The sequence below is a fragment of the Arthrobacter sp. B1805 genome, assembly GCF_002929745.1.
Lineage (GTDB): Bacteria > Actinomycetota > Actinomycetes > Actinomycetales > Micrococcaceae > Arthrobacter_D.
Map to the genome: position 1 here is coordinate 60,766 of NZ_PJIQ01000010.1, position 19,574 is coordinate 80,339.

The following is a 19,574-nucleotide window of genomic DNA, read 5'->3' on the forward strand; positions in this document are numbered from 1 at the left end:
CAAGCCACTAAAGACCCGCAAGCCACTAAAGGCCCGGATGCTCTGTCTTCCAGAATATGAATCTGGACAGCAGCGATGTGATGTGCTTCACTGGGTCAACGGATCTGACACGAAGATGAGGGAGAACCGAATGAAGTTTGAAACGATAGGGCGCCGCGGATTTCTAAAAATCACGGCCGCCGCTGGTGGGACTTTATTTCTCGGAGGGTTGACCGGTTGCGGTCAAGACGGAGGGGCCAACGGTGGGGGTGATGGGGGATATTCGGGCGACGTAGCAGTCACCGGGCTGGCCAGCCTTATCCATTCCGCGCCTTTCTTCATCGCACAGGCGGAGGGCTATTACGAGGAAGAGGGACTGACCCTCGAACACATTCAGTTCCCGGGAGGACTGGACACTGTGCGAGGGATCGAATCGGGAATTGGCTTCGGCACCTCCTCCACTATCCCGGTCTTTATCGCGGCCGAAAAGGGTATGGATGTGAGAACCTTCGGTAACGTCTATACTGCGGCTTCCGTCGACTTCATTGCGCTGCCGACATCGCCAATTACATCTATTGAAGATGTTAGGGGGAAGAAGGTCGCGGTTAGCACGCCAGGGTCAAATTCCTCGTATTTCGCCGACCGCACGTTACGGGAGGCGGGCATAATTCCCGGCGAAGACGTTGAACTTATCAGCGTCGGATCAGCCAGCGATTCCTGGACTGCCGTCTCCCAAAACGTCGTTGACGTAGCTTGGACGGCTTCACCGCTCTCGGAGAAAATCGCTTCGGAAAGCGGGGCGAAGGTAATTTGGCGTTCCCGCGACTTCGTGACGGACTGGTCGGACACGTGCTTGGTGGCTACGGGATCATTCATAGATGAAAATACCGATGCACTCAAGGGCTGGGGCCGGGCGCTTAAGAAAGCGATGGACCTGATCACCAACGACCTCGAAAAGGCGGCCGAAGTCTATGGGAAGGCCATCGATTACCAGCCCGCGGTGGCGCTTGAGGCACTCAAGAACTCGCAAAACTTTTACAGCCTGGATTTCACGGACGCCCAGCTGGCGGCCGTCGTGGCTGCCGGTAAGGAACAAGGTCAGATTACGAAAGAGCCGGACATTGATGCCATCGTTATGAGGAACTTTTTTTCATGAGCCATATATCCCCGATCGATTCAGTGGGACACGACAGTGATGTCGTTTTCGACAATATTGGAATGACTTTCGGTACCGGGACAGGAAGCACTCAAGCAGTCGCTAACGTTTCAGGAGCGATACCTGAGGGGAAGTTCGTTTCAGTCGTTGGCCCCAGTGGTTGCGGGAAAAGTACGTTGCTTGACATGGTCGGCGGCCTGCTCAAACCCACGCAAGGCACGGTCAGCATAAACGGTGAGACTGTAACCGGCCCTCGGAAGGACACTGCCATGGTGTTTCAAGAGGACTCCACCCTGCACTGGCGCACGGTGCTGGATAACGTAGCGTTCGGCCTTGAGGTCAAAGGCCTCCCGAAGACCGAGCGCTATGAGAGCGCGCGTCGAATGATCGAGCTCGTTGGCCTCTCCGGTTTCGAGGACCACCGCCCGGGCCAGCTCTCTGGAGGAATGAAGCAGCGTGTTGCTATCGCTCGGGCCTTGGCAATGGAGCCCCGAGTTCTTCTTATGGATGAACCTTTCGGTGCTTTGGACCAGCAGACAAGGCAATTCATTGGCCGGGAACTGCTGCACATCTGGGAAAAGACACGCAATCGCGTGCTGTTCATCACTCACGATATTCAGGAAGCCGTTTACCTTTCCGATGAGGTTTGGGTCATGTCAGCCAGGCCGTCCGTTGTCAAGGAAGTGGTGACCATCGACCTGCCGCGGCCCCGACCCGAAGGAACCCATTCGCTGCCCAGATTCCGCGAATTGGAAGACCACTTGTGGGCGCTGGTAAAGGTTGAGGCGGAGAAAACGTTGGGACCAGGGGCGCGGTTAGCGTGAACGTCTTGACAAAGCCCGCGCTTGGGCAGCCCAAGCGGAAATTCGCTGATCTGCAGCGCGCTTCGATGGTCCGCTGGGCCATCATTGTTGCACTTGTTGCTGTTCTCGAGCTCACCACCCGGACAGGCATGATCAGTCAGTCGCTCATGGTGCCACCATCGGTGATTCTGGCTGAGTTAGCTTCCATCGTACCGACTGAACAGTTTGGGCAGGACGCTGCCCGGACTTTGACTACAATTCTGACAGCGTTCAGCATCGGACTTGTGTTGGGAGTCCCGCTTGGAGTTTTCTTATGGCGGGTACCGGCTGCAGGGCGCATCCTTGAGCCATTCATCGTCACGGGCTACGCAATGCCTACGTTGTTGTTCTATCCGGTTCTTTTGGCCGTGATGGGACTCAACGCTGGACCGATCATCGTCATAGCCGCATCTATGTCTTTGATTCCCATTGCCCTGACCACGATGGTTGCCCTTAACGCCATTAGGCCGATTCTTCATAAGCTCGCCAATTCTGTCAGCGCTTCCCCTCAGCAATATTATTTGAAGGTTCTCTTTCCGGCGGCGACGCCGCTTATCTTCCCTGGAGTAAAGCTGGGTTTTATTTATGCTGTTATTGGCACCGTTGCCATGGAGTTCATCCTTGCGTCCCAAGGAGTTGGTTTCCGGGCAGGCTTCTACTACCGGGAGCTGAATACGGCTGACATGTGGGCCTATATTGCTGTTGTCATCGTTCTTAGTGTCCTGGTCAATAGCGTTCTTACCTGGCTAGAGAAACGCATTAGAAGGGACATGCTGTGAGTACCGATGTAACGACTCCTTCGTCGCCCAGAGTTGCCCCGCCCCAAGGAGCAGGCAGATCCAGGGTTGTCTGGGATAATGTCTGGCGTGCTGCTGTGTTGGTAGCCCTGATACTTCTGTGGGCGCTGCTGTCTACGATGAGTGACCTCGTCGCTTCGCCCGCGGAATCCCTTAGTGCCCTTATGGACAGGTTCGCTGATGGCTCCATCTATCGGCACCTCAACGCAACCATGCAGGCCGTGGCTATCGGGTTCTTAATTGCGGCTGCCGTGGGCTTTCCGCTGGGTTACGCCATCGGGCGGAGCAAGTTTCTCGGCGCTGTTTTCGACCCCCTCGTGGCAGGCGCCTTCGCCATCCCACGCGTGATCTTCTTCCCCATTCTTTTGCAAATATTTGGAGTAGGCGTTGGAGCGCAGTCCGCAATGGCGGCACTGGCCGCAGTATTCCCGATCATGGTCTCAACGACAGCAGGCGTCCGCGCGATCAACCCGCTTCTGCCTAAGCTGGCACGCTCGCTTAGCCTGTCGCCCCTGCAAACCGTGACAAAGATATATGTACCGGCCATGGCACCATCGCTCATGGTCGGCATTCGTATCGGCTTCAGCATCGCGTTCATCAACGTGATCATCGCTGAATTTTTCGCTGCCCGCGCCGGGCTCGGGCTCTTGGCTCTGCGCGCATACGGCATGCTGGACCTGCCGACCATGTACGGCATCATCGTGCTCCTTGCCGCAATTGCACTGATTGGCAACCTGGCCCTGTGGGCAGTTGAACGGAGACTAGGGAACAAACAACTATAGCCCCTTGCCGAAAGGGGGCCCGTAGGTACGCCTGATTACCCACAGGTGTGTGACTACTAAACGTTCTAGGGAAGGGGAATGGATGTCTGAGACTGCTGCCCGAGAGGAGTATCAGAAGTTGAGATCTCAGTTCAGGGAAAAGGGATTGGGTGGGAGGATCGGGTTCGGAAGTCGGCCGGCATTGTTAGTAGTGGACCTGATTCGTGGGTTCACAGACGCGCGGTCACCATTGGCTGGAGATCTTGATGAACAGGTAAAAGCAACTCAGGAACTTCTGGAGCGCGCACGGACCGCGCACGTCCCGGTGATCTTTTCTACGGTTGCCTACGATTCCGACCTGCAGGAGGCTGGCAAGTGGATCCAAAAAATCCCGTCCAACAGTTGGCTGGTTGAGGGAAGTGAATGGGTCGAGCTCGACGAAAGACTAGCCCGTCAGGGCAAAGAGATGCTGCTCGTGAAAAAGTATGCATCCTGCTTTTTTGGTACTGATCTTGCGGCCCGACTGGTATCCAAAGGTATCGACACGCTGCTCCTTGTCGGATGCACCACCAGCGGGTGCATCCGGGCTACGGCGGTGGATTCCTGCTCATACGGATTTCACACGATCGTGATTGAAGATGGCGTGGGTGACCGGGCCGAGCTGCCGCACCTTGCGAGCCTTTTCGATATTGACAACAAGTACGGTGATGTTGTGGGACTGGAAGAGGCAAAAACTTACCTCGAACATGTCCGTGGTTAGGATCAGCGAGTCGAAGATCTCGCCGCACCAGCTCTATAAGCAGGCTCTGGTTCATTTGCAGCGCGTCCTAGCCCAGCAGAGGCAAGACTATGGGCTCGTCAGGGGCTGACCGATCCCTTGGCATTGCCGCAACTGCGTTGTTTTCTTTTGCCCTCGGAATCCTGGCAGTGGTGGTGCCAATACTGGCCATTGCTGTGGGATATGGCCCTGTCGAAGTCGGAATGATTGTTGCACTGGCAGCTGTCTCGCAGTTGGTGACGCGAGTATTCCTGGGGTTACTGATGCGCAAATTTCCCGACAAAACTTTTCTCGTGGCAGCGGCGTTCATGATCGCCATATCATGCGCTCTGATTGTCGTCTCGCATGCGCTGGTGGTATTCGTAGTGTCCCAGCTGGTCCAGGGCTCGGCCCGGGCCCTCTTCTGGACCAGCAGCCAAACGCATGCCATCCGGACGTCACCTTCGTCCGTCAAGGGATCAACTGATGTGAACCTCGCCGCCGGCCTAGGAGCGCTGTTGGGGCCAGCAATCGCAGGTTATCTGTGGCAACTTTCAGCTTCGCTGCCGTTGCTTGTGGCAGCATCGGCAGCATCGGCCGCCATTCTTCCTGCAGCCCTTCTCCGCAAACTCCCGGTCTTCGCTCCGGTTCATTCCGCTAATGGAATAATGGCTGAAGGCCTGTGGCGGCGCCGTGGAGTTGATTCCGCTTGCTGGATGAACGCTGGAGCGGGCGTTTGGAGGAGTCTCTTAGACTCCTACATTCCCATCGTGCTCGCCCTGGCCGGGCAATCCGCCATTGTCATCGGCATCCTAGTATCCGTAGCTAATTCTGCCGTTCTAGCCGGAAGCATGTCGGCAAGCTGGTTGCGCAAACAGGGAAACACGACCTCCCTCATCACGGGCCTCCTGGCAACGGGAGTCGGGGTGGCCGTGGCAGGGCCACTGGCCGGCACAGCAGCTGCCGTTGCCGTCGCCCTTGCTGTTTCCGGCATCGGTGCAGGGATCCTTCAGACTGTCGGACCAGCGATAGCGGCCGATACAGTGTGCCCCGAAGAACGTGGCGACGCTCTTGCGTTGACTGGGACTGTCCGGGCATCGGCGCTCTTTGTAACCCCCGTTGTGATGGCCCTACTCGTTACGGCGGTTCCTGTTGCCGCCGCGCTGGCTACGGTAGGTGTCCTCATTACTCTTCCGGCAGCCGCGAAAGGTACGCGCAGAAAAGAGCGCCCTGCGTAGGCAGGCCCAACGGAATCGGGGCCAGCCATGCCGCTCCAACAGATAACCATGAAATCTCAGAGAAAAAGGTATCAGATGACAACCAAGCCGATTGATACGACTGTTTCGGAGGTTCCCCGGCTGAAGTTGCTGCATGGGCACGCTATTCCGCGCATGGGTCTGGGAACCTGGCCCATGGTGGAGGATGAGTGTGAAACTGCGGTACGTTTCGCTCTGCAGAGCGGGTACCGATTGATCGATACAGCGTTCCAGTACGGGAACGAAGAAGCGGTCGGGCGGGGCATCCGAACTGCAGGCGTCCCTCGGTCCGAATTGTTCATCTCAAGCAAGTTCAACAAGGAATCGCACAGCGTTGATGGAGTGCAACGGGCCTATGACGAGAGCCTGCGAAAATTCGGCCTCGACCATTTAGACATGTTTATGTGCCACTGGCCGGTTCCTTCCTTGGGTAAGTATGTGGACGCATGGAAGGGGCTCGTGAAGCTACTAGAGGAAGGCCGCGTAAACGCTATCGGGGTTTCCAACTTCAAACCTGCGCACTTGAAGGAAATCATTGATGCTACCGGAGTGGTTCCTGACGTAAACCAAATCCAACTGAGCCCCGATCTTGCACGGAGGGAGCCGCGCGCCGTCCACAAATTATTGGGAACTGTCACTGAAGCTTGGAGTCCCATCGGCAGGTCCTCCGGCCTGCGGACGAACCCAACCATCGTCCATATCGCTCAACGACTGGAGAAGTCACCTGCCCAAGTCCTGCTGCGGTGGCATGTCCAACAGGACATTGTGCCCATTCCACAAGCTTCTAACCCGTTGTGGCTCAGAGAGAACCTTGCCGTGTTCGATTTCTCGCTCAGCGCCGAGGAAATGGCCGAGATCCGGCGTTTGGACAAGGGCGAGGAAGCCGCTCGAGACTCTGATCTGCCCGAAAACGGCCATTAAGTGCCATGGACGCCTCCTTGCAGAGCTTGCAAGGGTTGACGAACCTCACAAACTGAGGCATTCTCTTGAATACAGAAATATTCTCTGCCCAACAGAGAATCGACATGCGGGCCCAATGAAGGAGACCTTTCATGACAGACCAGACCAGCGTCATCCAGGACGTGCAGCGCGGCATGATTCCTGCGCACATTTACAACGACAAAGACATCTTTGAGCTCGAAAAGGAGCGCCTCTTCGGACGGAGCTGGCTCTTCGTTGCTCACGAGTCCGAGGTGCCGGAAGCCGGGGACTACGTGGTGCGGCGGGTGTTGGAAGACTCATTCATCATTTCCAGAGACGAAAAAGGCGAAATCCGCGCTCTCTTCAACATGTGTCTTCACCGCGGAATGCAGGTCTGTCGCGCGGAGATGGGAAACGCTTCACATTTCCGCTGCCCCTACCACGGCTGGTCCTACCGTAACGATGGGCGCATCGTGGGCCTGCCCTTCCACCAGGAGGCCTACGGCGGGGAAGAGGGATTCAAGAAAAAGGGCCAGACCCTGCTGCCCGCCCCATCCCTAGGCGTATACAACGGTCTCATTTTCATCAGCCTTGACCCTGACGCGGAGCCTCTTGAAGACTTCCTCGGCGAATTCAAGTTCTATATGGACTACTACACGAAGCAAAGTGCTGACGGAATAGAGCTACGAGGCCCCCAACGGTGGCGCGTCAAAGCGAACTGGAAGATCGGCGCGGAGAACTTCGCAGGCGACATGTACCACACTCCCCAGACTCATACATCTGTTGTTGAAATCGGCCTGTTCCGCGAACCCAAGGCCGAGAAGCGTAAGGACGGCACCACATACTGGGCCGGCAGCGGCGGCGGGACAACTTATAAGCTCCCAGAAGGAACTTTGGAGGAGCGGCTTCGCTATGTCGGATATCCGGACGACATGATTGAGCGAATGAAGGAACAGTGGAGCCAGGAACAGCTGGACGTGGTCGGCAAGGACGGTTTTATGGTGTCCGCTGCATCGGTCTTCCCGAATATGAGCTTCGTTCACAACTGGCCTCGAGTAGAAGAAGATTCCGACGAAGTTCTCCCCTTCATCTCCATTCGCCAGTGGCAGCCGATCAGCGAAGACGAGACGGAAATCGTTTCATGGTTCGCAGTGGACAAGAACGCGTCAGAGGAATTCAAGGCGCTCTCTTACAAGGCCTACCTAATGTGCTTCGGCAGCGGTGGCATGTTCGAGCAGGACGACGTTGAAAACTGGGTCTCGTTGACCAGCACGGCGGGCGGGCCGATGGCCCGCCGTCTACTGCTCAACAGTCGCATGGGTATGCTCGAAAACGGGCAAAACGTGGTCGAACCTTTATCGGCTGAGGAATATTCAGGACCAGGTTCCACCCGGGTGGGCTACAGCGAATATAACCAGCGTGAACTCCTGCTGAGGTGGGCCGACCACCTTGAACGCCCGATGGAGAAGGCCGCTCAGCTGCGCGTCGGAACCGACCCGATTCAGCCGCCCCCGGCCGCCGGCGCGGACCCATCACGGGCCGCCGGAAGCACCGCCATCGCAGCTGCCCAGATCACTTCTCAGGAGGCCTAGCCATGAGTGTTGAAGCCGACCGCAACGGAAAGACGCTTTCCGAACAATCCGTTCTGGGTGGGCACGCCCCACGTACACAGAGAACAGGAGAATCCCTCCCGTTCGATGACAGGCTCCATCTTGACGCACACCGCTGGCTAGTTGACGAAGCCTACCTCTTGGACGCTCAGGACTATGATGCATGGATGGCACGGATCGCCGAAGACGTGCACTATCTCATGCCCGTCCGCGTCACGACCGCCCTCGGCGCCGGTTACAGCACATCCCCAGGCATGGCTCACCTCGACGAAAACAAGTACTCGCTCAGCCGACGCGTAGCCCGGTTCGCCACAGAGCATGCCTGGACAGAAGACCCCCCCTCACGATTGCGCCACTATGTTACGAACGTTCGAACATTCCGCACAGACAAGCAAGACGAAATTATCGTGGATTCAGCAGTCCTGCTGTTCCGGAGCCGTGGTGATGTGCGTGAAGCTGCCACAGTGTCGGCCGGTCGGGAAGATCTTCTGCGCCGTACCGGGACAGGATGGGCACTCGCACGCCGAACAATCATGGTGGACGAATCGGTCATCCGAATGCAGAATCTGGCCATATTCCTATGAAAATTGGATGGGAAGGCGAGGAAGAAGACCGCCTTGCCGCGATTCGCGCGGCAGAGGAACGCGACCGGCTGGAATCACACACCACCGGCGAGCCGATCATCATTGCCAATGAGTTTTCCGAGGTCCATATCATAAGGGTGGAAACCCGCAATGGTTCCAGGCTGATGATCAAGTCCCCGCGCTCGGGCCAGTGGGTTTCTTTGTGCCCGCTGGAACTCGAGTCGCTGACCTGGCAGGCGCCGGCAACCTTTTCGGCGATGATCGGAAAACCCTTCGGCCCGCTCATCGCCGAGGACGAGCAAATGTCTCAATTCAAGAAGAACAGCAATATTTAGGTCAAGGAGTTTGATCATGCCTGTCGTAAAAGCAGACTTAGCAGCCTGCCAAGGTTACGCCAACTGCGTTGTCGGGGCAGCCGACTACTTTGATCTCGATGATGACGGGATCGTAGTCCTGCTCAAAACTGAAGTACCCGAGGCTGAGCGCGCGCGCGTCGTTGAGGCGGCCCGCAGCTGCCCCGTTTCCGCCCTGATAGTGGAGGACTAATTGGATACAGTAACGGTCATCGTTGGGTCCTCCATCGGGGGCGTACGGACGGCACAATCCTTACGACTGGAGGGATACGAAGGACGCATCGTCCTCGTCGGTGAAGAAGAGGAACTGCCGTACGATAAACCTCCGTTGTCCAAGTCCGTTCTGGCCGGTACAGCGACTGAAGCGTCCATCTGCTTGCTGAACCGTGACCAGGCGGAGGAATCTGGAATTGAGCTGGAGCTTGGCCATCCCGCTATCGGGATAGACATCGCAGGAAACTTGCTGCAGCGGCAGGGACGGGAGGCCCTGCACTTCGACAACCTGGTCATAGCCACAGGCGCTTCTGCCCGCCCCTCCCCATGGGGGCACCGGTCCGGTATCCATGTTCTCCGTACCCTCGGTGATGGCCGCAGCCTGCGCGCCGACCTCGCTAAGGGCGGACAGTTAGCTGTTGTCGGCGCAGGTTTCATCGGTGCAGAAGCCGCCGCGACGGCCCGGGCGCTTGGTCTGGAGGTGACGGTCGTTGACCCCCTCCCGATTCCTATGAGCCGCATTTTCAACGCTGAAGTCGGGCAATGGTTCGGAGACCTTCATCGCAGCAACGGCGTGACCACAATATTTGGTACTGGAGTCGAAGCCATCGACGGCGAACAGGGTTCCTTCACGCTGCGGCTCACCAATGGTCAGAATCTGGAGGCCGCCACAGTTCTGGTCGGTATCGGGGCCGTTCCCAACGACGCCTGGATCAGTTCATCGGGTTTGCTCGTGGACAATGGACTTGTACTTGACGAATACTGTCGCGCTGTGGATGCCGCGCACATATACGGCGTCGGCGACGTTGCAAGGTGGCGGCACCAAAAATATGGCGAGGATATGCGGATTGAGCACTGGACCAACGCCGTCGAGCAGGCCGCGTGCGTGGCCTACAACATCACCCATCCGGAGAACCCCCGCGCCTACACTCCGGTGGAGTACGTCTGGAGCGACCAACACGACTGGAAAATCCAAGTAGTAGGCCGGGTCGGTGGAAAAGCTGAGCATGCTATCATCGGGCATCCTGAGGTGCACGGACGATTTGCCGCGCTATACACCGTCGACGGTACCAATTTGAGCGGTGCGGCGATCGTCAACTGGCCTAAGGCCCTTCTTGCGTGCCGGCGCGGAATGGGCGCGGGAATAACGGTGCAAGAACTGCGGCAGAAACTCGAACCGATGCTCACCCCGCAGCCCCTAAGGACATCATGATGGGACAGGCACAGCAACCCCTTGAACACCCAGAGGAAAGGGAAGCGATTGCTCTAGCCTGCCGCGTACTAGCCCACCGGGGCTTGGCAGACGGAATACTCGGCCACATCAGCCTTCGTACGGCAGAAAACAGGCTGCTGATTCGGTGCCGAGGTCCTCAGGAGCGAGGGCTGGCATTCACCGAAGCCGCCGACATCCGTCTGGTGGACCTGGAAGGCAACCCTGCCGCTGATGGTGAGCTCGAAGGGGGATACACCGTCCCCAATGAACTGCCCCTTCACACCGAAGTATTACGACGACGCCCGAGTATTAACGCCGTCGTCCACGCGCACCCCCCGCTAGTTGTCGCTGCTGACCTTGCCGGGCTTCGCATACGTCCAATCGTCGGAGCATTTGATATCCCCGGCGCACGCCTCGCATCAGATGGCGTACCCGTATACCCCCGAGGAGTATTGGTAAGGAACAGGGAACTGGCGGCGGAAATGCTCGTCGCCATGGGCGATCGTCCTGTGGTGCTGCTCCGCGGTCATGGCCTTACCAGCGCTGCGAAGACCGTAGAACAAGCAGTACTTCAAGCGATCAGCGTAGATACCCTTGCACGGCTATCACTGCAGGTGACGGCAGCAGGAGGAGCACTGAAAGACCTTCCAGACTCAGACATGGCTGAACTACCCGATCTAGGTGGCTCCTTCAACACTCAGACGGCCTGGAGACACGAACTCGCTCGGATAAAGGCTGCGAGGTGAAGCTGGCCAGTAAGGGCATGCCGGACTTCATGCCCCGGGCGGGGAAGAAGTCCGGCATGCAGCCGATAGATACCGGCACCCCGTCCAAATACGCTCCGCCACCGCAGTACCCTATCGAATCCGTTGACAACGCATTGCGGCTGCTCCTGTTGTTTGAAACCCAGCCCAGCCTCCGTTTAACAGACGCAAGCAATTATCTCGGTGTCGCATCATCGACGGCACATAGGCTCATGGGTATGTTGCTCTACCGGGGCTTCGTGCGGCAGAATCCGACTACTCGCGCCTATGAGCCGGGGCAGGCGCTCAGCTCCATCGCCTTCGCCATAAGGCGCCAAACGGACATTAGAACCCTTGCTCGCCCTGTCCTTGAACAGCTGTTTCAGCAGACAGGAGAGACCGTCCACTTCGCTTGGCTTGAGGGACCAAACGCCCAATTCATTGATGCTATCGAAAGCTCAAGAGCAGTGCGGGTGGGTTCTCGTCAAGGCATTACTTTGCCGGCCAATTGCACTGCTACAGGAAAAGCGATGCTGAGCCGGCTCTCACAGGTGCAACTACGGGCGCTCTACACGAATAAAGAGCTTCCCGGTTTGACGGAGAATTCAATCGCTTCACGGGATGCTCTGGAAGGCGAACTTGATGAAATCCGCCAGGCTGGATATGCCACCAGCAGGGAAGAAAGTGAAGATGGCGTCACCTCGGTCGCAGCAGCGATCACAGGTCCGAGCGGAACCCTATACGGAATTAACGTTTCGGTGCCGGCCCACCGGATGTCGGATGGACTGCGAGTCGAACTCAGCGACATAGTTCGCGCAGCCGCAAAAAAACTGCAAAAACTGCTCCTCTAGCCTGTCGCAACCTCATGTTCGGCCCGGTGGCTGGCCAGTAACTCCCGGAAGGGCAGAGTCGCGGCCATGGGATTCCTCGGATGTGCCGGAAAGGCCCGAAAAGGGGACCGGAGCTCCGGAATAACACCTCAACCACGCATATGTGAAGGACCGAATTATGTTTCCTGGAAGCCAGGGAACATACCGTTTAGCGATAAAGTCCGGGCAATGTTCCATAGGGTCGCCGTGTGAGATGTGACAACTGGAGTCTGCAGACGTTTCGCTAGGGACTGCCCACGTTTTGGTTGACTCGTGGGGTTGATAGTTTTTAGGCGGCTAGCGCCATGTTGTTGATTGTCTCAAACTCGATCGGGGTTAGTTTACCGAGGGCTTTCTGCCGTCGCCGGCGGTGGTAGGTTCTCTCGATCCAGGTGATGATGGCCAGGCGTAGTTCTTGGCGGGTTTCCCACCGTTTCCGGTTAAGCACGTTCTTCTGCAACAGGGCGAAGAACGATTCCATGGCGGCATTATCGCCGCACGCGCCGACCCTGCCCATCGAGCCTTTCAGCCCGCTGGCGTGCAGTGCGGAGACGAACTTACGGGACCGGAACTGGCTACCCCTGTCGGAGTGCACCACGGTCCCGGACGGGCTCCTGAGCGCGACGGCATGAGCCAACGCGGCCACGGCCAGGGAGGCTTTCATCCGCCCGTCGATGGAGTAGCCCACAATCCGGTTCGAATACAGGTCCTTGATCGCGCACAGGTAGAGCTTGCCCTCCGCGGTGGGGTGCTCGGTGATGTCCGTGACCCACTTCGTATCCGGTGCCTCGGCGCTGAAGTCCCGCTCGAGCAGGTCATCGTGGACCGGCGGTCCTGCCTGGCGCCCTCCGACCCGTTTACGGTGGATGACCGAGAGGATCCCGTTCGCCGAACAGAGCCGCCAGATCCTGCGTTCGCTGGCCACCGGTGCAGTGCCGGCGTTGAGTTCATCGGCGATGAACCGGTACCCGAACGCGGGGTCATCGGCGTGCACGTCAATCGCGGCGTTGATCAGGTGCGCTTCCTCCCAATCCCGGGCCGAGACAGGGTTTGCCTTCCACTTGTAGAAGGCCTGTTTGGAGAAGTTCAGTATCCGGCAGGTCACCGTGACGGGAACACCGTCAGCGGCAAGGTCAAGGACCAGCGGAAACATCATTTTGGGTTGACATCCCGCGACAGATACGCGACGGCCCGGCGCATGACTTCGGCTTCCTGTTCCAAAAGCTTGATACGCTTTTTCGCTTCCCGCAGCTCCGCGGATTCTTCCTTTGCCGCCCTGGTTTTGGGGTCGTCTTCCTCGTCGGCTTTCTTCAACCAGCGGTGCAGCGCAGCCGGTGAAACGCCGAAGTCCTTGGCGATGGTGGTCAGGGGCGCTTCGCCCCTGCGGGCAACCGCGACCACGTCACGGCGGAACTCTTCGGGAAAGGCCTTGGGCATGATGAACATCCTTCCACCCGCGAGGTTCATCCTCACAGGTCAGGAGTCAACCAAACCTTCAGCAGTCCCCTAGCTTAGGCGCGGCTTCTGCGGCACGCCAATTCATACACGACAGGAGTAGCGCGTCACTCTCATGATGCCACACATTCTCTGCAAATTGTGCGACTTCTTGCGGGCTGACCCTTGATATAGCGAAGCCGTCGTCAATGGCCTGAGATGCATCCGAAAGGACGGTGAATCCTCTCGTCGAAAGATATTCCACTTCAGCTAAATGTAACTCCTCCAAATATGGTGTGACTAAAGTTATGGCTCTAGCCTCAACTTCATTTAAAGATTCGACGATTGATAGCATAGTGGAAATCGCCGGAATTCCCGTGGAGCGCTCCACTTCAGCGCAGAGCGCTCGATCTGCCTGGAGCCCCATGAGCGCGCCGGAAGCTGTGCAGCAAGAGACGATTAGGTCCACTCGCGCTGATTGAAGCTCTTCAACAGCCCGAGGCATCTGGTTATCCATCGAATGTAGGTGAGTCACCCCAGCGCCCTGCAAGAGCAGTCTTGTAGCTACAAAATCTACGTACTCGCCTGCAGCAGCATTGAATAAGGGCTCGGTCACGATTTGAACACTCGGCAAGATGAGACCTACTCGCGGCTTCAACTGGCGACCTCCAAACGTTGAACACGCAGCTCGCCACGACTCGCCCCCACGCAGAGTGCATCTTCTGCTAGCCAGAACGAGCAGTGGCCTGAAATACCAGATTATCACTCTGCAACAGACGTACACGCCATTGCGGCCGTTGGTGACTTGTGCCACACTGTGACAACCGGGGGGAGGCTCCTTCATCAGGCCTCTCGAGTCCACTTCTAGGAGAAATTTGTATGGATCATTGGGACGAAGAGTATGACGTTGTCATCATTGGCTCAGGGATAGCAGGCAGTTCAGCCGCACTGGCCGCCGCCGCAGAAGGCTTATCTGCACTCGTCCTGGAAAAGGCTGACAAGGCTGGCGGCGGAACAACGTACTCCTATGGAGGGCTGTGGATTGGCGCGAACCATCTGCAGGAGGAGGCAGGCATCGCAGATACGCGCGAGGATACTGCAGCCTATATGCGACACCTTGGCGGGGGGTACGAGGTACCCGAGCAGCAGGATATCTACATTGACCAAGCCCCTATTGCCCTGAAGTATTTCAGCGATTTAGGTATCCCCTTCCAGCTCGTGAAAGGGCTTCCAGACCACTACCATGGTCACGCCCCAGGATCACTACCCGAAGGGAGAATGATTGAAACCGCGCTCATCTCTGGCGACGATCTAGGTCAGTGGAAAGATAAGGTTTTAATCTCGCCAGAACTTCCCATGGGGGTCCGGTTCGAAGAGGCAATTGCTTGGGGTGGAATAGGGAACTCCAGGAATTACGACCAGCGCCTCATGTCAGAGAGACGCGAGCGGGATCTTCGGGGATTCGGGGCGGGGTTGGCGGCAAACTTCATCAAAGCGCTTCTTGATCGGGGAACACCGATCTACCTATCAACACCCGCTAGAAGTCTCATCTGCGAGGGTAGCCGTGTGGTGGGGGTAGTAGCAGAACGCGATGGAAAGGATTATAGAATCGCCGGCCGGCGCGGAGTTGTCCTCGCCGGAGGCGGCTATGAAGCCAACGCTGATCTAATTAACCGCTTTGAGGACGTGACCGGCTGGGAAAGCATGTTCCCGGACACTCTCACGGGGGATCCACTTCTTATGGCGAATGACATCGGCGCGGGAACACATGTGATTCGCCGACACATGGCTTTATTCTTGGGATTTCCGATGCCGCCGTCTGAAATCGGCGGAAAAGGATTTCTCCGGCTGGCGGGAATCCAGGAGCTTTCGAAGCCCCATACACTCGTGGTCAACCAGAACGGCATGAGGTTTGCCGATGAGTCTTACTTTCAAAGTATGCTGGACGCTCTGCGTGATTTCGACGTATGGGAACACAAGTACAAAAATTCACCCTGCTATCTAATCTTTGACAGTAACTTCACGATGAAGTACTCATTCGGGGGGTTTGAAGTTGGCCAAATACCGGATTGGGTTACGAGTGCAGAATCATTGGAGGGACTGGCTGAAAAACTTCAAATCAACGGCAAGAACCTCGTTGAGACGGTCAACCGACTGAACCAGTTTGCTGCGAACAGCGTCGATGAGGACTTCCAACGAGGCGAGAACCCGTGGGCTCAATACTATACCGGAGATCTTACGAGCCTCAATCCGAACCTGGGGGCTGTGGGGGAGGGCCCGTTCTACGGAATCGAACTGAAGCCGAGCGGCCTATCATCCGCTGGACTCATGACAAGCCCACATGCCGAAGTTTTGACGGCACGAAAAAATCGAATCCCAGGACTTTATGCGGTTGGTAACTGCTCAGCGTTTACAGACTACGGCGCAGGATACCAGGCGGGATATTCGTTGGCTCGCGCCATAACTTTCAGTAAACAGGCAATTGATCATATCGTGCAAGGCGTCGTCGAGTAAGAATCAGCTGAGCAAGCCTTTATCCTATGCTTTGAGCGGCCGTAAAAGAGCCACTGTTAATCGACGAACGCATCTCATGCATTCGCATCACTTGTATTCCGAAAATGAGCCCGTACCTGCACACAGCTTACTATTCGTAACGAAGTCGATTTACGCACAAACATTAGCAAAAACTAAACGCAGGCTCGTCAATGACGACGCAGAGTAGGATCAATTATGGTAAGTAATACTCATTCCAGTCTTGCAGAGGCGATCGGGGGACTCGCAAGGCGAAAGCGCCGGTTTGCCGCCATTACCTCTGTCACCTTCCTCGCATTCTTTACCGCACTCCCGGTATTGGCTTCTTCCACATCGGTCCTGGAAGTTCGAGCCTTCGGTGACATCTCCTGGGCCTACGTCTATGCAGCGTCCCTTTTTCCGATCGGCTGGGCTTTATCCCTCATTTATATGTTTATTTCTAGACGGACAGATGCTTCAGTGGATCAGATTGTTGGTTCTCACGACCTAAACATGACTGATAGATTTCAATCAGGCGGTGCAGTAAAATGAACATGACGGCAGTAATACTGTTCGCGATTACTATCGCGATCACACTCTTGTTAACATACTTCGCATCACGACGGATTACTTCGACCGCAGATCATTACGTAGCAGGTGGCAACATCGGCGGATGGCAAAACGGCCTGGCAATCACCGGAGATTTTGTCTCCGCAGCCGCATTCTTAGGAATATCCGGCGCGATTGCGCTGAGTGGATTCAACGGATATTACATCATGCTGGGTGTTCCAGTTGCCTTCGTGATTCTCCTTGTCGCATTAGCTGAACCGTTACGGAACCTTGGTCGATTTACAATTGCTGATGTTATCACTAGTCGATTTGATACCCGCCGTTTGCGGTCGGTCGCCGCCAGTAACACACTCGTCATCAGCATTTTTTATATGGTGGCACAGTTCGTGGGCGCTGGCGTGCTTATTCAAATGCTTTTCGGGATCGACTACGTATACGCGGTGCTAATTATAGGCGTCCTAATGACAGTGTATGTGGTGTTTGGCGGGATGTTGGCTACTACATGGATCCAAATCTTCCAGGGTGTGCTCCTTCTAATAGGTGCTTTCGGACTCGCGGCACTGGGTCTTCTTGCGCTCGGCGCTAACCCGTTTTCCTTTTTCAGTGAGGTGACAGACGCCGTCGGTTTCGAGACAGTGACATCGTCTGTGGCTCCGAAAGCTCTGGCAGGCCTTGACCTAGTGTCGATGTGCGTAGCCACAGCACTGGGCATAGCTGGCCTACCACATATGCTTATTCGCTTTCTAACCGTACGAGATCGTTCAGCGGCGCGCGTATCAGCCTTGAGTGCTGGCCTCTTTATTGGCCTCTTTGGCTTGACATTGCCTTTTATTGGACATTCCGCTGCAGTTCTAGTTGGCCAGGATGCCATAATTAGCGCCAATGCCGGTGGAAATCTTGCTGCTCCGCAGCTAGCGGCGCTTGTTGGGGGAGACTGGGCTTTGGGGTTCATCGCTGCGACAGCGTTCGTTGTCATTATCGCGACTCTCTCTGGTTTAGTTATAGCGTGCTCCGGCGCTTTCGCCAGTGACCTGTATGCGAACGTACTGAAGCGTGGGCAAGTTTCTGAAAAGGGTCAATTTCGAGCTGCTCGCCTATCCGCACTAGTCATCTCGGTAACTGCACTGATTCTGTCCCTAGGCGCCCAACGCATGAATTTGGGCTTTTTGATAACGCTTGGCCTGTGCTTGGCTGCAAGTGTTAACCTTCCTGTGCTCCTTTACACCATTTACTGGCGAAACTTCACGGAGATCGGCGCAACCTTCGGAACTCTTGCGAGTTTGGTAGTGACCATTTCAGCTGTGTTGCTAGGACCAAACTTTATGGGTCAGTCTGCACTGGTTCCGCTGTCTAATCCGGGGATCATAACGATCCCACTGGGTTTCTTTGCCTGTTGGCTCATAAGTGTGTTATCGCGCGGTCGACCGACACCGGGCTATTCCTTCGATGAATTGACTGTGTTGAGTACGATCGGAAGGAAAATAACTCCGGCCGACCCCTAAGCCGCAGGACTAGGCGAGGCCTGATTCTCCAAAAGGGGAGGGGTGAAGGTTTGAACTGCTCCCCGGAAGTTGGACTGAGAAATTCAGTTCCGATTCCCGGGGAGCAGTTTTTATGCATGCAAGTAGTTCGTTATCCAAGACCCAGCGTGAGGCTGCGGTAGCGTGGTTCGAGAAGGGCGTCGCGGATGGGGCGGCTGCCAGGTTGCTGGGCGTGTCCCAGAGATCGGTCAGTCACCTCTATCAGCGATGGAAGGATTCATGGTCGAGGAGCGCTGGAGCCAAAGCCGGCTAAACAGGTGTACTCGTTCGAATTTAAGCTCGCGTTGGTTGAACGGCTCCTCGATGGCGAGTCCGCTGAGGAGCTCCCACCAGAGGCCGGCCTTTCCTCGCCTCAATTGTTGAAGATGGGGCACGCAAGTATCGCCGCGAGGACACGGACGCATTACGCCTAAAGGCAAGCCACTGAAACCCGGTGGTCCGCGGAAGTCCCGTATCTGGGAAAATGGCGGGCCTTGAGGGCGCGGGACCGGCGGTGAAGGCCCAAGGCCCGTCATCGCCCTCAAGACCGATTTTCCGTTGCCGGTTCTGCTGCAGGTCGCAGGACTGGCCCGGTCCACCTTTTTCTACCAACGTCCAGGCCGCCGACCCACACCGGGAGATCAAGGAAACGGTCACGAGATCATTCACCAAACACCACGGCCGGTACGGGCACCGCCGGATCCATACCGAACTGGTCTAGCACGTGTGGACGGCCCCGCGAGGAAAACCGTGCTCAAGCTGATGCGCTCTCTGCAGTTGGTCTGCAACGTGCGCAGGAAAAAGCGTTACCCTCCTATCGGGGGCGAGCACGGCAAGGTCACGCGCAACATGCTGAACCGGGAGTTCAACGCCGATGCCCTTAACACGAAGTGGGTAACGGATGTGACCAAGTTCAGCGTCGGCGACCGGAAGCTTTACCTCCCACTCATCAACCAACCGGCCCCCGTCAGGTGGCCTCAGGACCCAACTCAACAAGCCGGGCAGTGCCGATGGATGCGATGCGTTCAAGCTCATTTTGTAAACGCACTAATGAGGGTAGCGCTTGTTCGATCTTCTGTTGATCGCTTAATGAAATTCCATTCAAAGCCTGAGAAAGAACTGCTGCACGATGCTCATTCCAGACTGCCAGTTCCTGGTCTGCAAGGGGAGTGAGATACAAGGCGCTCGACCGACGGTCACCATCTCTTTCCCGCCGCTCAATACGGCCCGAATCGACTAGCTTCCGCACGAGAGTTGATACGGTGTTTGGTGCGATTTGCAAGTATTCTGCCGCGCCCCGAACAGAAATTCCCGGCTCTGCTTCAACGGTAAGTAGCAATTCAGCTTGCGCGTAAGGCAGGAGCTGGAGCGGCGGGTGCGCCCGCACAGCTCTCCGCATCAAGCGATTGATCGGATTTAGCAGCAAAGGCAGTCTGTGCGCCACAGTTTGCGTCTTCAAGCCCTCATTATCTTATAAGGCACGGT

At 56.6% G+C, this 19,574-nt stretch carries 20 protein-coding genes; 17 read left to right on the plus strand and 3 right to left on the minus strand.

The annotated features are described in order from the left end of the window. Positions 1 to 130 precede the first annotated feature (130 nt). The 14 genes from CXQ96_RS12240 (at position 131) to CXQ96_RS12305 (ending at position 12,036) form a co-directional block, all read left to right on the plus strand. The gene (locus tag CXQ96_RS12240) at positions 131 to 1,135 is read left to right on the plus strand and encodes an ABC transporter substrate-binding protein (protein ID WP_181036449.1); all 1,005 of its coding nucleotides are present in this window, start codon (positions 131 to 133) and stop codon (positions 1,133 to 1,135) included. Further along, on the plus strand, positions 1,132 to 1,959 hold the full coding sequence (locus CXQ96_RS12245) for an ABC transporter ATP-binding protein (RefSeq protein ID WP_104118315.1): 828 nt from the start codon (positions 1,132 to 1,134) through the stop codon (positions 1,957 to 1,959). Before CXQ96_RS12240 ends, CXQ96_RS12245 begins: the two co-directional genes overlap by 4 nt. Further along, a complete protein-coding gene (locus CXQ96_RS12250; protein ID WP_181036450.1) occupies positions 1,956 to 2,756 on the plus strand; it encodes an ABC transporter permease in 801 nt (266 codons plus the stop codon). Before CXQ96_RS12245 ends, CXQ96_RS12250 begins: the two co-directional genes overlap by 4 nt. Positions 2,757 to 2,938: 182 nt before the next feature. Continuing rightward, the gene (locus CXQ96_RS12255; RefSeq protein WP_258059096.1) at positions 2,939 to 3,556 is read left to right on the plus strand and encodes an ABC transporter permease; all 618 of its coding nucleotides are present in this window, start codon (positions 2,939 to 2,941) and stop codon (positions 3,554 to 3,556) included. A gap of 82 nt (positions 3,557 to 3,638) precedes the next feature. Continuing rightward, complete coding sequence (locus tag CXQ96_RS12260) at positions 3,639 to 4,295, plus strand: N-carbamoylsarcosine amidohydrolase (protein ID WP_104118317.1); 657 nt, start codon at positions 3,639 to 3,641, stop codon at positions 4,293 to 4,295. Between the two features lie 89 nt (positions 4,296 to 4,384). Then, positions 4,385 to 5,530 carry an MFS transporter gene (locus tag CXQ96_RS12265; protein WP_258059097.1) on the plus strand — a complete coding sequence of 382 codons (1,146 nt, stop codon included), beginning with the start codon at positions 4,385 to 4,387 and terminating at the stop codon, positions 5,528 to 5,530. A 75-nt stretch (positions 5,531 to 5,605) separates the two neighbouring features. Next, positions 5,606 to 6,469, plus strand: a complete 864-nt coding sequence (locus CXQ96_RS12270) for an aldo/keto reductase (protein WP_104118318.1) — start codon at positions 5,606 to 5,608, stop codon at positions 6,467 to 6,469. Between the two features lie 131 nt (positions 6,470 to 6,600). Continuing rightward, positions 6,601 to 8,061, plus strand: coding sequence for a Rieske 2Fe-2S domain-containing protein (locus tag CXQ96_RS12275; protein ID WP_104118319.1), 1,461 nt, complete (start codon positions 6,601 to 6,603; stop codon positions 8,059 to 8,061). A gap of 2 nt (positions 8,062 to 8,063) precedes the next feature. After that, positions 8,064 to 8,663: a 3-phenylpropionate/cinnamic acid dioxygenase subunit beta gene (locus CXQ96_RS12280; protein ID WP_104118320.1), complete on the plus strand. Its 600-nt coding sequence runs from the start codon at positions 8,064 to 8,066 to the stop codon at positions 8,661 to 8,663. Further along, entirely contained in the window at positions 8,660 to 8,998 is a 339-nt protein-coding gene (locus CXQ96_RS12285; protein ID WP_104118321.1) for a hypothetical protein, read from the plus strand. Before CXQ96_RS12280 ends, CXQ96_RS12285 begins: the two co-directional genes overlap by 4 nt. Before the next feature lie 16 nt (positions 8,999 to 9,014). After that, positions 9,015 to 9,209, plus strand: coding sequence for a ferredoxin (locus CXQ96_RS12290; RefSeq protein ID WP_104118322.1), 195 nt, complete (start codon positions 9,015 to 9,017; stop codon positions 9,207 to 9,209). Then, positions 9,210 to 10,442, plus strand: coding sequence for an NAD(P)/FAD-dependent oxidoreductase (locus tag CXQ96_RS12295; protein WP_104118323.1), 1,233 nt, complete (start codon positions 9,210 to 9,212; stop codon positions 10,440 to 10,442). Continuing rightward, complete coding sequence (locus CXQ96_RS12300; protein WP_104118324.1) at positions 10,442 to 11,188, plus strand: class II aldolase/adducin family protein; 747 nt, start codon at positions 10,442 to 10,444, stop codon at positions 11,186 to 11,188. The genes CXQ96_RS12295 and CXQ96_RS12300 overlap by 1 nt, the downstream gene beginning before the upstream one ends. Next, positions 11,185 to 12,036 (plus strand): IclR family transcriptional regulator, encoded by an 852-nt coding sequence (locus CXQ96_RS12305; RefSeq protein ID WP_258059098.1) that lies wholly within the window; start codon positions 11,185 to 11,187, stop codon positions 12,034 to 12,036. The genes CXQ96_RS12300 and CXQ96_RS12305 overlap by 4 nt, the downstream gene beginning before the upstream one ends. A gap of 307 nt (positions 12,037 to 12,343) precedes the next feature. On the opposite strand, the gene CXQ96_RS12310 is transcribed toward CXQ96_RS12305, so the two are convergent. Further along, a protein-coding gene (locus CXQ96_RS12310) for an IS3 family transposase (protein WP_104118370.1) occupies positions 12,344 to 13,491 on the minus strand; the annotation gives its coding sequence in 2 pieces (ribosomal slippage) (positions 12,344 to 13,212 and positions 13,212 to 13,491; 1,149 coding nt in all). Positions 13,492 to 13,549: 58 nt separating this feature from the next. Further along, the gene (locus CXQ96_RS19075; RefSeq protein WP_368783641.1) at positions 13,550 to 14,332 is read right to left on the minus strand and encodes a hypothetical protein; all 783 of its coding nucleotides are present in this window, start codon (positions 14,330 to 14,332) and stop codon (positions 13,550 to 13,552) included. Positions 14,333 to 14,367: 35 nt separating this feature from the next. Here CXQ96_RS19075 and CXQ96_RS12315 point away from each other — a divergent pair, with 35 nt between their 5' ends. The 3 genes from CXQ96_RS12315 to CXQ96_RS12325 all read left to right on the plus strand — a co-directional run bounded on the left by CXQ96_RS12315 (position 14,368) and on the right by CXQ96_RS12325 (position 18,071). After that, positions 14,368 to 16,002, plus strand: coding sequence for an FAD-dependent oxidoreductase (locus CXQ96_RS12315; RefSeq protein ID WP_104118325.1), 1,635 nt, complete (start codon positions 14,368 to 14,370; stop codon positions 16,000 to 16,002). A gap of 216 nt (positions 16,003 to 16,218) precedes the next feature. Next, complete coding sequence (locus tag CXQ96_RS12320; RefSeq protein ID WP_104118326.1) at positions 16,219 to 16,551, plus strand: DUF485 domain-containing protein; 333 nt, start codon at positions 16,219 to 16,221, stop codon at positions 16,549 to 16,551. Positions 16,552 to 16,553: 2 nt separating this feature from the next. Beyond that, a complete protein-coding gene (locus CXQ96_RS12325; RefSeq protein WP_181036452.1) occupies positions 16,554 to 18,071 on the plus strand; it encodes a cation acetate symporter in 1,518 nt (505 codons plus the stop codon). A 985-nt stretch (positions 18,072 to 19,056) separates the two neighbouring features. Here CXQ96_RS12325 and CXQ96_RS12330 read toward each other — a convergent pair. After that, on the minus strand, positions 19,057 to 19,548 hold the full coding sequence (locus CXQ96_RS12330; protein ID WP_104118328.1) for a MarR family winged helix-turn-helix transcriptional regulator: 492 nt from the start codon (positions 19,546 to 19,548) through the stop codon (positions 19,057 to 19,059). Between the last annotated feature and the right edge of the window lie 26 nt (positions 19,549 to 19,574).

Excerpts from the sequence above, each read along its gene's own strand:
- CXQ96_RS12280 (WP_104118320.1), top strand. The coding sequence starts at position 8,064 with ATGAGTGTTGAAGCCGACCGCAACGGAAAGACGCTTTCCGAACAATCC.
- CXQ96_RS12325 (WP_181036452.1), top strand. The coding sequence starts at position 16,554 with ATGACGGCAGTAATACTGTTCGCGATTACTATCGCGATCACACTCTTG.
- CXQ96_RS12300 (WP_104118324.1), top strand. The coding sequence starts at position 10,442 with ATGGGACAGGCACAGCAACCCCTTGAACACCCAGAGGAAAGGGAAGCG.
- CXQ96_RS12290 (WP_104118322.1), top strand. The coding sequence starts at position 9,015 with ATGCCTGTCGTAAAAGCAGACTTAGCAGCCTGCCAAGGTTACGCCAAC.
- CXQ96_RS12265 (WP_258059097.1), top strand. The coding sequence starts at position 4,385 with ATGGGCTCGTCAGGGGCTGACCGATCCCTTGGCATTGCCGCAACTGCG.
- CXQ96_RS12270 (WP_104118318.1), top strand. The coding sequence starts at position 5,606 with ATGACAACCAAGCCGATTGATACGACTGTTTCGGAGGTTCCCCGGCTG.
- CXQ96_RS12240 (WP_181036449.1), top strand. The coding sequence starts at position 131 with ATGAAGTTTGAAACGATAGGGCGCCGCGGATTTCTAAAAATCACGGCC.
- CXQ96_RS12315 (WP_104118325.1), top strand. The coding sequence starts at position 14,368 with ATGGATCATTGGGACGAAGAGTATGACGTTGTCATCATTGGCTCAGGG.
- CXQ96_RS19075 (WP_368783641.1), bottom strand. The coding sequence starts at position 14,332 with ATGAAGGAGCCTCCCCCCGGTTGTCACAGTGTGGCACAAGTCACCAAC.
- CXQ96_RS12275 (WP_104118319.1), top strand. The coding sequence starts at position 6,601 with ATGACAGACCAGACCAGCGTCATCCAGGACGTGCAGCGCGGCATGATT.
- CXQ96_RS12255 (WP_258059096.1), top strand. The coding sequence starts at position 2,939 with ATGGACAGGTTCGCTGATGGCTCCATCTATCGGCACCTCAACGCAACC.
- CXQ96_RS12245 (WP_104118315.1), top strand. The coding sequence starts at position 1,132 with ATGAGCCATATATCCCCGATCGATTCAGTGGGACACGACAGTGATGTC.
- CXQ96_RS12260 (WP_104118317.1), top strand. The coding sequence starts at position 3,639 with ATGTCTGAGACTGCTGCCCGAGAGGAGTATCAGAAGTTGAGATCTCAG.
- CXQ96_RS12320 (WP_104118326.1), top strand. The coding sequence starts at position 16,219 with ATGGTAAGTAATACTCATTCCAGTCTTGCAGAGGCGATCGGGGGACTC.
- CXQ96_RS12285 (WP_104118321.1), top strand. The coding sequence starts at position 8,660 with ATGAAAATTGGATGGGAAGGCGAGGAAGAAGACCGCCTTGCCGCGATT.